This window comes from Mycobacterium sp. IS-1264, assembly GCF_001954195.1.
Classification (GTDB): domain Bacteria; phylum Actinomycetota; class Actinomycetes; order Mycobacteriales; family Mycobacteriaceae; genus Mycobacterium.
In genome coordinates, this window is record NZ_MBES01000062.1 from 63023 (window position 1) to 76724 (window position 13702).

Genomic DNA, 13702 nt, shown 5'->3' on the forward strand with positions numbered 1-13702 from the left:
GCGCGCCCTGAACGTCTAGCCGCCGAGGCAGCCCGGGCCGAGCAGCTCTTTGAGGTCGCCCATCAGCGCCGGCGAGGGCGTTACGCGCAGCGAGGCGTCGAGCTCGAGCGTGGTGATGCGATCCCCGCTGATGAGCCGCAGGTGCACCTGCGAGGTCCCGGGATGCCGGGCCAGCACCTGCTTGAGCGCGCTCACCTTGTCCAGCGTGCACTGCCGGGTGGGCAGGCTGACCGCCAGCGGCCGGTCCGGCTGGGCATTCGAAAAGTCTGGCACCACAAGGTCGTTGGCGATCAGCGCGATCCGGTCGTCGCGGATCGCGACCTTGGCGTTGACCAGCACCACCGCGTCGTCGACGATGTCGCCGCCGTAGGCCGAATACGCGTGCGGGAAGAACATCACCTCGATGCCACCGGTGAGGTCCTCCAATTGCGCTGACGCCCAGGGCATTCCATTCTTGTTGACCCGCCGGTTCACCGAGGCGAGGATGCCGCCCACCCGCACCTGGGTTTCGTTGGGGATGTCGCCGTCGAGGATCGCCGGGATGGCGGTGTCGACCTGCGTGGCCAGCAGGTGCGCCACCCGGTTGAGCGGATGCCCGGACACGTACAGCCCCAGCATCTCGCGTTCCAGGGCCAGCTTGTGCTTGTCCTCCCACTCGTCGTCGGGCACCTTGATGGTGAACACCGCGTCCGTGGTGCCGGCATCGCCCCCGCCGAAGAGGTCGAACTGCCCCATCGCCTCGGCCTTCTTGGTGCCCAGCACCGAGTCGACGGCGTCGGTGTGGACCAGGAAAAGGCCCTTGCGGGCGTGGCCCAGCGAATCGAACGCGCCGGCCTTGATCAGCGACTCGGTCACCTTCTTGTTGCACGCCGAAATGTCGATCTTGTTCAGGTAATCCGAGAAATCGGTGAACTTGCCCTTGTCGGATCGGGTGCTGATCAACGACGTCACGACGTTGGCGCCGACGTTGCGCACCGCGCCCAACCCGTAGCGGATGTCTTGGCCCACCGACGCGAAGTTCAGGCCGGACTCGTTGACGTCGGGCGGCAACACCGTGATCCCGAGCTTGCGGCAGTCCGCCAGGTACACGGCCGCCTTGTCCTTGTCGTCGCCCACCGAGGTCAGCAGGCCGGCCATGTATTCGGCGGGATAGTTGGCCTTGAGGTAGGCGGTCCAATACGAGACCATGCCATAGCCCGCGGCGTGGGACTTGTTGAACGCGTAGTCGGCGAACGGAAGGATGGTGTCCCACAACGCTTTAATGGCACCCGCGGAGAACCCGTTTGACTGCATCCCCGCCGCGAAGCCCTCGTACTCCTTGTCGAGCACCTCGCGCTTCTTCTTACCCATTGCCTTGCGCAGAATGTCGGCTCGGGCCAGCGAGTAGCCGGCCACCTTCTGCGCGATGCGCATGATCTGCTCTTGGTAGACGATCAGGCCGTAGGTCTCGGCCAGGATCTCTTCGAGCGGTTCGGCCAGCTCCGGGTGAATGGGCCGGATCGCCTGGCGGCCGTTCTTGCGGTCGGCGTAGTCGTTGTGCGCGTTCTGGCCCATGGGCCCCGGCCGGTACAGCGCGATGACGGCGACGACGTCTTCGAACCCGGTCGGTTGCATGCGGCGCAGCAGGTCGCGCATCGGCCCGCCGTCGAGCTGGAACACACCCAGGGTCTCGCCGCGCCCGAGCAGCTCGTAGGTGGCCTTGTCATCCAGCGGCACCGATTCCAGATCGAGGTCAATTCCCTTGTTGGCCTTGATGTTCTCGATCGCGTCGCCGATGATCGTCAGGTTGCGCAGGCCCAGGAAGTCCATCTTCAGCAGCCCGATGGCCTCGCACGACGGGTAGTCCCAGCCGGTGATGATGGCCCCGTCCTGCGGCCGCTTCCACAGCGGGATGGCATCGGTCAGCGGCTCGCTGCTCATGATCACCGCGCAGGCGTGCACGCCGGCGTTGCGGATCAGGCCCTCCAGACCGCGGGCGGTCTGGTAGATGGTGCGCACGTCCGGGTCGGTTTCGATCAGCCCGCGGACCTCGGCGGCCTCCTTGTACCGCTCGTGGTTGGGGTCGGTGATGCCCGACAGCGGAATGTCCTTGGCCATGATCGCCGGCGGCAGCGCCTTGGTGATCCGGTCGGCGATCGCGAAGCCGGGCTGGCCGTAGTGGATCCGCGCCGAATCCTTCAGCGCCGCTTTGGTTTTGATGGTGCCGAACGTGATGACCTGGGCGACGCGGTCGGAGCCCCATTTGTCGGCGGCGTAGCGCACCATCTCGCCGCGGCGGCGGTCGTCGAAGTCGATGTCGATGTCGGGCATAGACGTGCGTTCGGGGTTGAGGAACCGCTCGAACAGCAGCCCGTGCGGGATCGGGTCGATGTCGGTGATGCCCAGGGCGTAGGCGACCAGCGATCCGGCGGCCGAGCCGCGGCCCGGGCCCACCCGGATGCCCACCGACCGCGCGTAGTTGATCAGGTCGGCGACGATCAGGAAGTACGACGGGAAGCCCTTGTCGCAGATGACGCCGATCTCGTAGGCCGCCCGCTGTTCGTAACCGTCCGGGGCACCGCCGGGAAACCGACGGGCCAGCCCGGCGTCCACCTCGTGCCGCAGCCAGGAGGCTTGGTCGTGCCCGTCGGGAACCGGGAAGACCGGCATCCGGTCGCGCGGGGCCCACACGTCGGCGTAGGACTGCACCCGCTCGGCGATCAGCAGCGTGGAGTCGCACGCGCCGGGCACCTGGTCGTCCCAGATCTGGCGCATCTCGGCGGCCGACTTCAGGTAGTAGCCGTCGCCGTCGAATTTGAACCGGTTGGGATCCGACAGCGTCTTGCCGGTCTGCACGCACAGCAACGCTTCGTGGTTGTGCGCGGCGTCGCGGGTGACGTAGTGGCAGTCGTTGGTGGCCAGCGGCGGGATGCCCAGTGTGCGGCCGATTTCGAGCAACCCGTCGCGGACCCGGCGCTCGATCTCCAGACCGTGGTCCATCAGCTCGAGGAAGTAGTTGTCGGGCCCGACGATCTCGCGCCACCGGGCGGCCGCCTCCAGCGCCTCGCGGTCCTGGCCCAGCCGCAGCCGGGTCTGCACCTCCCCGGACGGGCAGCCGGTGGTGATGATGATGCCCTCGGCGTGCTCGGCGATCAGCTCGGCATCCATCCGCGACCACTTGCTCAGCTGGCCCTCGAAGGAGGCCAGCGAGGACAGCTTGAAAAGGTTGCGCAGGCCCGTCGCGTTCTCGGCCACCATCGTCAGGTGCGTATACGAGCCGCTGCCGGAGACGTCGTCGGACTTTTGGCTGGGGTCACCCCAGGTGACCCGGCGGGTGTCGAAGCGTGAACCCGGCGCGATGTAGGCCTCGACGCCGATGATCGGCTTGATCCCGGCCGCCGTCGCCGCGTTGTAGAACTCGCTGGCGCCGAACATGTTTCCGTGATCGGTCATGCCGATCGCGGGCATTCCCAGCCGTTCCGCCTCGGCCAGCATCGGCGTGATCTTCGCGGCACCGTCCAGCATCGAGTACTCGGTGTGGTTATGCAGGTGCACGAAGGACCGCGAAGATGAACCGCTCATAGGGACGCCAGTCTATGACCGAGCACCGACGCATCCGGGCGTGTCGGGGAAGTGTGTCTCAAGAGGTTTCTGGCTACCCGTCCAGGATGCCTCGCCGGCGTGATTTCGTGCCGGAGCGGCGCGGTTAGCGTGTCGGCGCCGGCCGTCACCCATACTTCTCGACGAACAGCTGCAACGACTTCTGCACGTCGCCCTTGACGGCGCGGGCCGCGGCCGAACCCACCGGACCGAAGAGCGGACGTCCGCCCAGCTCAAGACGCAAGCCCAGGGTGGAACCGTCCTTGGTGGGCCGCACCGTGAGGGTGACGCCGTATTTCGTCCCGCCCTTGCCCGCACCGGACATCGCGACCTCGTGGGGCGGGTCCCATTTCGTCACCGTCCAGGTCACCCGGTTGCGCATGCCCTTGGCCCGCGCCACGCCGACGATCTGGGTGCCCTCGGCGATCTCGTCGGGCAGCTCGCTGCGCCAGCCCTCGTGCATGACGAGCCACTCGCCCAAGTCCGAGAGGTCCGATACGTGATCCCACATGTCCTGCGGGCTCATCGGCATGTCGGCGGTCATGTCAACGGCGGCCATGAAGCAAACCTAGCCCGAGCCGAGCCCCGCGGATGCGACGGTGTGCGCTCAGGGCTTTCGGTGTGCGCACTGGGCTATCGGTGTGCGCACCGGGCGCCCGGGACGCACACTCGTGGCCTAGGAAGCGGCCATCAGCGGCTGGGCCCCCCGCGAAAACGGTTGCCGATGCGTATCGCGGGCAGCAGCAGGCTGCGCGGCGCGAATCGGCCGCTGGTGCTGACCACCTTGGGCACGACGCCGGGCACCACGCTGCGCCGGCCCGCGAGCATCCCGCCGATCGCGGCCTCGGCGACGTCGGGGGGTGAGACCTGCGCGATGGAAAGGCTGAAACGTTCGGCGTTGGCGATCTCGGCCCACTCGGTGGGAACGGGGCCGGGGCACAGCACCGTGACCGACACCCCCGAGCCGTGCAGCTCCTCGTGGATGGCTTCGGAGAACGTCTGCACGAACGCCTTGGTGGCCGAATACACCGCCATGTAGGGCATCGGCTGGAACCCGGCGATCGACGCGATGTTCAGCACCGCCCCGGCCCCGCGGTCGACCATGCCGGGCAGGACGGCGTGGGTGAGCTCCATCAACGCCAGCGAATTGAGCGTGACTTCCTCGCTCTCCCGTTCGAGCGGCAACGTGTAGAAGACGCCGCTGGTGCCGAAACCGGCGCTGTTGCACAGGCCGGCGATCGGCTCGCTGCTCAGCCGGTTCGCCAATTTGGTGCGGGCTTTGGCGTCGCTGAGGTCCAGCGGCAGCACCTCGACGGCGACCGAGTACTCCGCGCCCACCTCGTTGGCGAGTTCGTCGAGCCGCTCGCGGCGGCGTGCGACCAGCAACAGCGGAAAGCCGCGGCGGGCCAGGCCGCGGGCCAGCTCGGCGCCGATGCCGGAGGACGCGCCGGTGATGACGACGGTGGTGTCGGTGTCGGGTTTCGGAAGGCTCATGGTGTCACCAGTGGATCCCGCGCGTCGCCCGCACGAACGTCTCGCTGCGTTTGTCGAATTGCTTCGAATCCTTTGTGTCGGTTGCGGATTCGGTACCCTTGGCGGCGTCGGAGTCTTCGAACATGCCGAAGGCGCGGTTGCGGACCAGGTCCATGACGGCGGGGTTCACCGCGTCGGCGAGGGCGGCGAACTGCCCGAAGGGAGAGCTGGCGCGCCGCGGCCGGTGCACGATGGCGTCGGTGATCACGCCGGCGGCCTGATCCGGCGTTAGCGCGGGGAACTTGTCGTACATCTTGGTGGGGCTGATCATCGGCGTGCGCACCAGCGCCATGTGCACGGTGGTGAACTTGATGTCGTCGTTGACGACCTCGGCCTGCAGCGCGTCGCACAGGCTGTCCAGCGCCGCCTTGCTCGCGATGTAGGCACCGAAGCGCGGGGCCCGCGTCTGCACACCGACCGAGGACACGTTGATGATCTGCCCGAAGCCGCGCTCGCGCATGCCGGGAATGAACTTGAGGATGAGCTGGACCGCGCCGAGGTAGTTGAGCTGCATGGTCCGCTGGTAGTCGTGGATGCGGTCGTAGGACAGTTCCAGCGAGCGCCGGATGGAGCGGCCCGCGTTGTTGATCAGGATGTCGACGCCGCCCAGCTCGTCGAGCACGCGGTCGGCCATCCCGGCGATGGCGTCCATGTCGGTCAGGTCGCATGAGTACACATGGGCGGTTCCGCCGTCGCCGCGGATCTCGTCGGCCACCTTCTCCAGGTTTTCCATCGTGCGAGCGACCAGCGCGACGACCCCGCCCGCTTCCGCGATCTTCTTGGCGGCGGCCGCACCGATGCCCGACGATCCCCCGGTGATCAGGATGGTCTTGCCGTCGACCGCGTCCTCGAGCGTGCGGCCCTGCACCGCGTCGAGCAGATTGCGCAAATAGAAGGGCCGATATCGCCCGGCGGAGTTGGGGGTGTTGATGATGTTGGAGACCGCCGCGAACGGCTTTTCCACCAGGTTCGTCAGGTCACCGAGATTCATCGGGCGTCGCTCCTGTGACGTAGGCCATAAAGCCAACCTAGGACATAGCTCGGCGATTGGCTGCAGATTGCGGGCAAGCGCACCGCAGATAGGGGCAATCCGCTTGTTACAGCGAGTAATCCGAGTGTGATCGCGCACTAACTGACGGGCAACGCCGCGATGATCCCCTGGTGACATGAGATTATTGGCGCGCTTCCGCGAGCCCGAGCCGGCGACCATCTACGACCGGATCGGCGGGCACGAGGCGATCGAAGTCGTGGTCGAGGACTTCTACGTTCGGGTGCTTGCCGACGCTCAACTGTCGGGCTTCTTCGCCGGATCGAACATGAACCGCCTCAAAGGCAAGCAGGTCGAGTTCTTCGCCGCCGCCCTCGGCGGGCCCGAGCCCTACACGGGTGCACCGATGAAAGAGGTGCACCGGGGCCGTGGAATCACCATGTATCACTTCGGTCTGGTGGCCGGGCACCTGGCCGACGCGCTGACCGCCGCCGGAGTGCCCTCGTCGACCGTGACCGAGATACTCGGCGCCGTCGCGCCGCTGGCTCCCGAGATCGCGTCCGGGGAGAGCACCGCCGCCAAGGTCTAAGGGCCGCCGCCACGGCAGGGTTGATCGCCTGGTCCCCTTCGGCGCATCGTGTTACGCGCGGAATGGCGTGATACGCCCCCGCTATCGATCAATCTCCACCACGGTTGCCAAACCAGTAGCCGATGACCGTGCCCGCTATTCCGGTAATCGGTGCCATCAGTGCGGAGAAATCGGCGGGCGTCAGATGGACCAGCATGCCGACGAGTGGTGCGACCACCAGAGCCGCCACAATGATCACTATGACGAACCCGCGCCCGCGCGCCTCCTGAACTTTCCGTCGCACTTCATACAAGCGTTCAACATCGTCGGCGGTCGCATTTTCCGGCACTATGTCTGAGAAGGTACTGAATAGGCCCCAGCCCCGGTTGGTAATAGGCCGACCTGCGCCTAGGGTATCCCGGAGCGACACGAGGGACGCTGTGTTCCCTGTTTGTAAGTACTCGTTTTCGGCTTCGCAAAGTAACAGCTGCTCTACCCGTTCTTTAGTTGTCAGGCGTCGAGTGGGAATGCCGAAAATGTGAACGCGGGTGGGAACACCCCGTATAACTTCACTTCTTGTTCTGCCAGCTTTCCGGGTTATCTCCTGTGCCGAGCTTGTCTCGGAGTGGTCCGGCGGCTGCGTCATCACATGCCCTTCTGCGTCCTTCGAGTACGGCAAGAAGTATGGCACCACGAATTTCACCGCAAAACGATCGCGGTCAACGCTCGAGCACAGCGAGATTGCCGTCATGGCTGTGATTGCGCCATGGGGCACGACCCTGGCGGCAATCTCACCGACTATCGACGGGGCGGGCCGTTTGTGGCGAGAATTCCTTGCATGTCTCGCACATTCGACGACCTGGTGGCCGAAGCCGATTCGGTATCGGTCGACGGTTGGGATTTCTCGTGGCTCGACGGCCGCGCGACCGAGGAACGACCGTCCTGGGGCTATCAACGTCTGCTGAGCCACCGCTTGGCGACCGTTTCGGCCGCGCTGGACATTCACACCGGCGGCGGGGAGGTGCTGGCCGGCGCGAGGCCATTCCCGCCGACGATGGCCGCCATCGAGACGTGGCCGCCGAACGCCGCGCTGGCGACCAAACTGCTGCATCCGCTCGGCGTGGTGGTCGTGGCGAAGCGCGACGAGCCGCCGTTGCCGTTCGCCGACGAAGCGTTCGACCTGGTGACCAGCCGTCATCCCGTCTCGGTGTGGTGGACGGAGATCGCGCGGGTGCTGCGGCCCGGCGGCAGCTACTTCGCGCAGCACATCGGACCCGCCACGATGGGCGAGCTGGTCGAGTACTTCATCGGACCGCAGCCGGAGAAATGGGCCGAGTTTCACCCGGATGCCGTCAGCGCCCAGATCCAAGCCGGGGGCCTGGAGGTCGTCGAGGTGCGCATGGAACGCCTGCGCGCGGAATTCTTCGACATCGGCGCCGTTGTCTACTTTCTGCGCAAGGTGATTTGGACGGTGCCGGATTTCAGCGTGGACCGCTATCGCGAGCGGCTACGGGAACTGCACGAGCTCATCGAAACCGAGGGCGCCTTCGTCGCCCACCCCACCCGGGTCCTGGTCGAGGCCCGCAAGGCGGAGTAATACTCGGGTATCCGAACCGATTCCCGCCGAGCCTGTAATTCTGCAGAAGAAGTGCGAGACAGGGCCTGCAAAATTACAGGCTCGGCGAATTTCGTTGGGCGTTTGACCGGTGCTCAGCCCTCGTCGCGCAACACATCCAGGGCGTGCTGCAAATCCGGCGGATACGGGCTGACGATCTCTATCCGCCGGCCGTCGGCCGGGTGGGCGAAGGCCAGCGACCGCGCATGCAGCCATTGACGTTCCAGCCCAAGCCTTTTCGCGAGCTTCGGATCGGCGCCGTAGACGAGGTCGCCGCAGCACGGGTGATGCAGCGCGGCGAAATGCACCCGGATCTGATGGGTGCGACCGGTTTCCAGATGCACATCGAGCAGGCTGGCGGCGACGAACGCTTCGACGGTGTCGTAGTGGGTGAGGCTGTGCCGGCCGTCCTTGGTCACGGCGAACTTCCACTCGCCGCCGCGGTGCCGGCCGATCGGCGCGTCGATCGTCCCGCTGGACGGATCCGGATGGCCCTGCACCAGTGCGTGATAGCGCTTGTCGACGGTGCGTTGTTTGAACGCACGCTTGAGCACGGTGTAGGCGCGCTCGGAGATGGCCACCACCATCACCCCGGAGGTGCCGACGTCGAGTCGATGCACGATGCCCTGCCGCTCGGGCACGCCCGACGTCGTGATGCGGTAACCCGCGGCGGCCAGGCCGCCGAGCACCGTGGGCCCGGTCCAGCCCACCGACGCGTGCGCGGCCACCGCGGCCGGCTTGTCGACGGCGACGATGTCGTCGTCGGAATACAGAATCGTCATGCCTTCGATGTCGACCGGTGTGTTCTGCGGCGGCGCCGGCGCCTCCGGCAGGCGCACGTGCAGCCAGGCGCCGGGTGCCAGACGGTCGGACTTCCCGGCCGGCACGCCGTCCAATTCGACACCGCCGTCCTCGGCGAGGGCCGCCGCGGCGGTGCGGGACAGTCCCAGCAGCCGCGCCAACCCGGCATCGACGCGCATGCCCGCCAGCCCTTCTGGAACGGGCATCGACCGCTCGGACGCCATCAGCGCCGGTCGGCCTTAGCCCGGCTACCGGTTTCCCCATCGGCCTTGCGGCGACCCACAGTGTCGAAGTCGAAGCCGAAAATCGACAGGGCGACGAGCAGGATCGCGCCGCCGACCACCGACGGGTCGGCCACGTTGAACACCGGCCACCAGCCGACGGACAGGAAGTCCACCACGTGTCCGCGCAGCGGCCCGGGCGCCCGGAAGAAGCGGTCGACGAGGTTGCCCATCGCGCCGCCGAGGATCATCCCCAGGCCCACCGCCCACCAGGGCGACACCAGCCGACGGCCCATCCAGAAGATGCCGACCACGACGCCGGTCGCGATCAGCGTCAGGAGCCAGGTGTACCCGGTTGCCATGGAGAACGCGGCCCCGGAGTTGCGCACCAACGTCCACGTCACCGTGTCGCCGATGATCGACACGGGTTGACCCGGCGGCAGCAGCTTGACGGCGAGCACCTTGGTCACGATGTCCAGCGCCAAGACCACCGCAGCGACCGTCAGCAGCAGGCGCAGCCGCCTCGGGGGGTTCTGCGGACTCTGCGGCGCGGGCTGCGCGCTCTCGTCGATGTCTGGTTCGTCGGACACTTCCCCATCATCCCCTAAGGCAGATAACGCATGCGGGATGATCCCACCATGGGCCGCCTCACCGTCGTCGCCACCGGGGGCACGATATCGACCAGTACCGGCGCCGACGGCGTGCGCCGTCCCAGCCACAGCGGGGCGGCGCTGACCTCCGGCCTGGACGTCGACGTCGTCGACCTGATGGCGGTCGACAGCTCGGAGCTGACACTGCCCGATTGGGATCGCATTCGCGCCGCGGTGCGGGCCGGGGTCGACGGCGGCGCCGATGGCGTGGTCATCACGCACGGCACCGACACGCTCGAGGAGACCGCGCTGTGGCTGGACCTCACTTACGACGGCACCGTTCCGGTCGTGATGACCGGCGCAATGCGCAGCGCCGACGCCCCCGACCCGGACGGCCCGGGCAATCTGCGTGACGCGCTGGCGCTGGCGGCCAGCCCGGCCGCCCGTGGCCTGGGCGTGCTGGTGTCGTTCGCCGGCCGGGTGTTGCAGCCGTTGGGCCTGCACAAGGTGGCGACCCCCGACCTCAGCGGCTTCGCCGGCCGGGTGCTCGGCACCAGCTCGGGTGACATCGGGTTGACGGGCGACAAGGTGCGCCCGTATCTCGGCGATCTGAGTGCCGCCAACGCGCCGCGGGTCGACATCGCCGCGGCGTACCTGGGCAGTGATTCGGTGGCGCTGGACGCGTTTGTCGAAGCCGGGGCGCGCGCCGTCGTGCTGGAGGCGCTGGGTTCGGGCAACGCCGGTGCCGCCGTGGTCGACGGGGTGCGCCGCCATTGCCGCGAGGGCGTCGTCGTCGCGGTGTCCACGCGGGTCGCCGACGGGCGGGTCGGCGCGGGGTACGGCCCGGGGCACGACCTGGTGGCGGCCGGCGCGGTGATGGTGCCGCGGCTGCGCCCCGCCCAGGCCCGGGTGTTGCTGATGGCCGCGCTGGCAGCCGGGCTACCCGTCGCCGACGTCGTCGACCGCTGGGGCTGACACCTCATTGGCGGCCTGCAGCGCGCCGACGTAGTCCGGCCAGTCCAGCGAGTCGACCGGGTTGGCGGCGGTGAGCTCGTCGGTGTCGGCGGGGAACGTGCGGGCCTGGCCCGGCCCGGAGCCACGGGTCTCGAACCGCACCGTGACCACTCCGTGGCCCGCGCCCTGCACCCAGCCGTGCCCGAGCTCGCGGTGGGCGACGTCGTCACCGATGCGCCAGCGCGAGGTCTCAACGGGCGGCGCGAACATGGCCTCGGTCGCCGTCTCTGGAACTTCCGCGGCGTGCTCCTCGGACATCTCCGCCGACAGCTCCAGGTCCGGGAACAACGATTCCTGGCGCACGTCACTCAGTCCCGAAAACCCCACGCCGACAAGGCGAATCGGCCCGATGTCGCGCGGATCGAGCAGTAGCCGCCGGGCCACCGCGATCAGCGCGCCGGCCTCGGTGGTCGCATAGGGCAATGTCGCCGAGCGGGTCAGCGTGCTCATGTCCGACTTCTTCAGCTTCACTGTGACCGTGCGGGCGCCGCGGCCGTCGCGCAGCAGGCGTTGATGCGCGTGCTCGGCGATCGGGTCGATGGCGTCGCGCAACTGCTCGAGGCTGGTCAGGTCGACCGCGAAGGTGGACTCGGAGCTGATCTGCTTCGCTTCGGCGCGCTCCGCGACCGGGCGGTCGTCGATCCCGCGGGCCAGCCGGTGCAGGGCCGGGCCGACCGTCGCGCCCAGGATGTTGGCCACCTCGGCGTCGGTCAGCGCGGCGAGCTGCCCGATTGTTTCGATGCCGAGCCGATTCAGCTTCTCCTCGGCGACCGGGCCGATGCCCCACAGCCGCCGCACCGGCAACCCGCCGAGCAGCGGTTGTTCTTCGGCGCGCCGCACCACCCGGACGCCGTCGGGTTTGGCGAGGCCGGACGCGATCTTGGCGATCTGCTTGCCCGAGCCGGCGCCAACCGAGGCGATCAGGCCCGTCTCGTCGCGAATCCGCCGCCGCAGGTCCTCGCAGAACGCCTCGACGTCGCCTGCCGGCGCCCCCGCGAGCTGCGGCGGCTCGCCGAAGGCCTCGTCGACGGACAGCTGCTCGACGACGGGCACCATGCTGCGCACGGCGTCGAAGACCCGCCGGCTGGCCACCCCGTACACCACGCCGCGCGGCGGCAACACCACGGCGGTCACGCCGATCAGCCGGCGGGCCTGATGCATCGGCATTGCCGACCTGGCGCCGAACACTCGCGCCTCATAGCTGGCGCCGGCCACCACGCCACGCCCGCCCAAGCCGCCGACCAACACCGGCCGCGTGCGCAGGGTCGGTCGGGTGAGTTGCTCGACGGAGGCGAAGAACGCGTCCATGTCCAGGTGCAGCACCCAGCGCGACTCCACAACCCTCGATGCTATTGGCGCTGTTGGTCTACCGTCGGTGACATGGCCATGAACCTCTGCCACCGGTGGTGCTGCGGCTCGAATCGCTGGGCGAAGGAAGTGGAAACCCACGTGTTGCCGACCGTGCTCGCCGACGTGGAACTGGGCGACAGCACGCTGGAGATCGGACCCGGATACGGCGCATTCCTGCGGGTGCTGGTCGACAAGACACCGAAGCTCACCGCGGTGGAGATCGATGCCCCGATGGCGCAGCGGCTGCAGCGGCTCTACGGCGATCGGGCCCACATCATCAACGGCGACGGCACCGATACGGGCTTGCCGGACAACGAGTTCAGCTCGGTGGTGTCGTTCACGATGCTGCATCACGTCCCTACCGCGGAATTGCAGGACCGGTTGTTCGCCGAGGCGTTCCGGGTGCTTCGGCCCGGCGGTGTCTTCGCGGGCAGCGACGGCGTGCCGTCGTTGGTGTTTTCTATCCTGCATTTCCGCGATACCTGCAATCCGATTCCGCCGGAAACGCTGCCGGATCGCTTGCGCGCCGCCGGTTTTCGCGACGTGGACGTCAAGGTCGGCACCGGCAGGCAGCGCTGGCGCGCGGTCAAGGCCGCCTGATGGAAAATGCGCCATCATCGCGACTGGCTCGGCTGCGCCACCAGTGGGACGAGCGGCTGGAACCCGGCGAGCAGGCGACGATTCTCGCGTGGTTGTCGTTCACCCTCACCTTCGTCGGGGTGCGAGCGCTCACCCACTGGATCCGCGCGGGCCACGGTCCCGCAGGCGGCGGTGTCAGCTTGGGCGGCAAGCACTTTCATCACTACAACATCGGCATAGCGCTACTGGCGACGGTGGCGGCGGTCGGGCTGCGCGGAACGGAAAAGCAACGGCGCCACCCGGCGGCCGCGGTCGCTTTCGGCTCGGCCAACGCACTGATCGTCGACGAGCTGGCCCTGCTGCTGGACCTCAAGGACGTCTACTGGGCGACCGAAGGGCGTGAGAGCGTCGATGTCGCGATCGGCGTCATCGCCACCGGCGCGACGGTCGCAGCGGGCATGCCGTTTTGGGCGCATGCCCATCGCGCGCTGCGCTCGGGTTCGTGATCAGTTGATCCGGCCGATCGACCCCGAAGGCGGATAGAGCACGGTGAAGGCCGGACCATACCGTCCGGCCTTCACCGCTACTACTACTTCTTGTTCTGCGGGGGCAGTTGGTGGCAGGCCAGGCACTGCGTTGGCGCCGATTGCACCGGAATGCCGCCACCCGGCTTGGGGCCGATCGGCTTGCCACCGCCGGAATTGCCACTACCCGACTGGCCGCTGCCGGACTGGCCACTTCCCGAGTTGCCGCCGCTGGGCTTGCCACCCGAGCCGCTACCCGACTGGCCACTACCCGACTGGCCGCTGCCGGACTGGCCACTTCCCGAGTTGCCGCCGCTGGGCTTGCCACCCGAGCCGCTAC

At 67.9% G+C, this 13702-nt stretch carries 14 protein-coding genes; 5 read left to right on the plus strand and 9 right to left on the minus strand.

The window, feature by feature from the left end:
- Positions 1–15 precede the first annotated feature (15 nt).
- The 4 genes from dnaE to A5744_RS14080 form a co-directional block, all read right to left on the minus strand.
- Positions 16–3561, minus strand: coding sequence for a DNA polymerase III subunit alpha (dnaE, locus tag A5744_RS14065; protein WP_076061950.1), 3546 nt, complete (start codon positions 3559–3561; stop codon positions 16–18).
- Between the two features lie 145 nt (positions 3562–3706).
- Positions 3707–4138, minus strand: a complete 432-nt coding sequence (locus tag A5744_RS14070; protein WP_076061952.1) for an SRPBCC family protein — start codon at positions 4136–4138, stop codon at positions 3707–3709.
- A gap of 131 nt (positions 4139–4269) precedes the next feature.
- Positions 4270–5073 carry an SDR family oxidoreductase gene (locus A5744_RS14075; RefSeq protein ID WP_076061953.1) on the minus strand — a complete coding sequence of 268 codons (804 nt, stop codon included), beginning with the start codon at positions 5071–5073 and terminating at the stop codon, positions 4270–4272.
- Between the two features lie 4 nt (positions 5074–5077).
- Positions 5078–6103 (minus strand): SDR family NAD(P)-dependent oxidoreductase, encoded by a 1026-nt coding sequence (locus tag A5744_RS14080; RefSeq protein WP_076061955.1) that lies wholly within the window; start codon positions 6101–6103, stop codon positions 5078–5080.
- Between the two features lie 175 nt (positions 6104–6278).
- Between A5744_RS14080 and A5744_RS14085 the strand changes: the two genes are divergently transcribed.
- Positions 6279–6689: a group 1 truncated hemoglobin gene (locus A5744_RS14085; RefSeq protein ID WP_076061956.1), complete on the plus strand. Its 411-nt coding sequence runs from the start codon at positions 6279–6281 to the stop codon at positions 6687–6689.
- A gap of 88 nt (positions 6690–6777) precedes the next feature.
- Here A5744_RS14085 and A5744_RS24410 read toward each other — a convergent pair whose 3' ends face one another.
- Complete coding sequence (locus tag A5744_RS24410; protein ID WP_139329756.1) at positions 6778–7419, minus strand: hypothetical protein; 642 nt, start codon at positions 7417–7419, stop codon at positions 6778–6780.
- A gap of 87 nt (positions 7420–7506) precedes the next feature.
- Here A5744_RS24410 and A5744_RS14090 point away from each other — a divergent pair, with 87 nt between their 5' ends.
- Positions 7507–8265: a class I SAM-dependent methyltransferase gene (locus A5744_RS14090; RefSeq protein WP_076061958.1), complete on the plus strand. Its 759-nt coding sequence runs from the start codon at positions 7507–7509 to the stop codon at positions 8263–8265.
- Positions 8266–8378: 113 nt separating this feature from the next.
- On the opposite strand, the gene A5744_RS14095 is transcribed toward A5744_RS14090, so the two are convergent.
- The gene (locus tag A5744_RS14095; protein WP_170874491.1) at positions 8379–9308 is read right to left on the minus strand and encodes an RluA family pseudouridine synthase; all 930 of its coding nucleotides are present in this window, start codon (positions 9306–9308) and stop codon (positions 8379–8381) included.
- On the minus strand, positions 9308–9895 hold the full coding sequence (gene lspA, locus A5744_RS14100) for a signal peptidase II (protein ID WP_240563041.1): 588 nt from the start codon (positions 9893–9895) through the stop codon (positions 9308–9310). The genes A5744_RS14095 and lspA overlap by 1 nt, the downstream gene beginning before the upstream one ends.
- A 48-nt stretch (positions 9896–9943) precedes the next feature.
- On the opposite strand from lspA, the gene A5744_RS14105 reads away from it, so the two are divergent.
- Positions 9944–10870 (plus strand): asparaginase, encoded by a 927-nt coding sequence (locus A5744_RS14105; protein ID WP_076061985.1) that lies wholly within the window; start codon positions 9944–9946, stop codon positions 10868–10870.
- Here A5744_RS14105 and A5744_RS14110 read toward each other — a convergent pair.
- Complete coding sequence (locus A5744_RS14110; protein WP_170874492.1) at positions 10835–12232, minus strand: DNA polymerase IV; 1398 nt, start codon at positions 12230–12232, stop codon at positions 10835–10837. The two genes, A5744_RS14105 and A5744_RS14110, sit on opposite strands and share 36 nt — an antisense overlap.
- A 57-nt stretch (positions 12233–12289) precedes the next feature.
- Between A5744_RS14110 and A5744_RS14115 the strand changes: the two genes are divergently transcribed.
- Positions 12290–12859: a class I SAM-dependent methyltransferase gene (locus tag A5744_RS14115; RefSeq protein WP_076061962.1), complete on the plus strand. Its 570-nt coding sequence runs from the start codon at positions 12290–12292 to the stop codon at positions 12857–12859.
- Positions 12859–13344 carry a hypothetical protein gene (locus A5744_RS14120; RefSeq protein WP_076061964.1) on the plus strand — a complete coding sequence of 162 codons (486 nt, stop codon included), beginning with the start codon at positions 12859–12861 and terminating at the stop codon, positions 13342–13344. The genes A5744_RS14115 and A5744_RS14120 overlap by 1 nt, the downstream gene beginning before the upstream one ends.
- An 83-nt stretch (positions 13345–13427) precedes the next feature.
- Here the strand turns inward: A5744_RS14120 and A5744_RS24815 are convergent.
- Positions 13428–13702, minus strand: a 275-nt coding sequence (locus tag A5744_RS24815; RefSeq protein ID WP_205866309.1) for a hypothetical protein, incomplete at its 5' end; no start/stop codon positions are given.

What these genes read in the sequence shown, in the direction of transcription:
- dnaE (WP_076061950.1), bottom strand. Translation starts at nt 3,561, where the DNA reads ATGAGCGGTTCATCTTCGCGGTCCTTCGTGCACCTGCATAACCACACC.
- A5744_RS14120 (WP_076061964.1), top strand. Translation starts at nt 12,859, where the DNA reads ATGGAAAATGCGCCATCATCGCGACTGGCTCGGCTGCGCCACCAGTGG.
- A5744_RS14095 (WP_170874491.1), bottom strand. Translation starts at nt 9,308, where the DNA reads ATGGCGTCCGAGCGGTCGATGCCCGTTCCAGAAGGGCTGGCGGGCATG.
- A5744_RS14070 (WP_076061952.1), bottom strand. Translation starts at nt 4,138, where the DNA reads ATGGCCGCCGTTGACATGACCGCCGACATGCCGATGAGCCCGCAGGAC.
- A5744_RS14080 (WP_076061955.1), bottom strand. Translation starts at nt 6,103, where the DNA reads ATGAATCTCGGTGACCTGACGAACCTGGTGGAAAAGCCGTTCGCGGCG.
- A5744_RS14075 (WP_076061953.1), bottom strand. Translation starts at nt 5,073, where the DNA reads ATGAGCCTTCCGAAACCCGACACCGACACCACCGTCGTCATCACCGGC.
- A5744_RS14085 (WP_076061956.1), top strand. Translation starts at nt 6,279, where the DNA reads ATGAGATTATTGGCGCGCTTCCGCGAGCCCGAGCCGGCGACCATCTAC.
- A5744_RS24410 (WP_139329756.1), bottom strand. Translation starts at nt 7,419, where the DNA reads ATGACGGCAATCTCGCTGTGCTCGAGCGTTGACCGCGATCGTTTTGCG.
- A5744_RS14105 (WP_076061985.1), top strand. Translation starts at nt 9,944, where the DNA reads ATGGGCCGCCTCACCGTCGTCGCCACCGGGGGCACGATATCGACCAGT.
- A5744_RS14090 (WP_076061958.1), top strand. Translation starts at nt 7,507, where the DNA reads ATGTCTCGCACATTCGACGACCTGGTGGCCGAAGCCGATTCGGTATCG.
- A5744_RS14115 (WP_076061962.1), top strand. Translation starts at nt 12,290, where the DNA reads ATGGCCATGAACCTCTGCCACCGGTGGTGCTGCGGCTCGAATCGCTGG.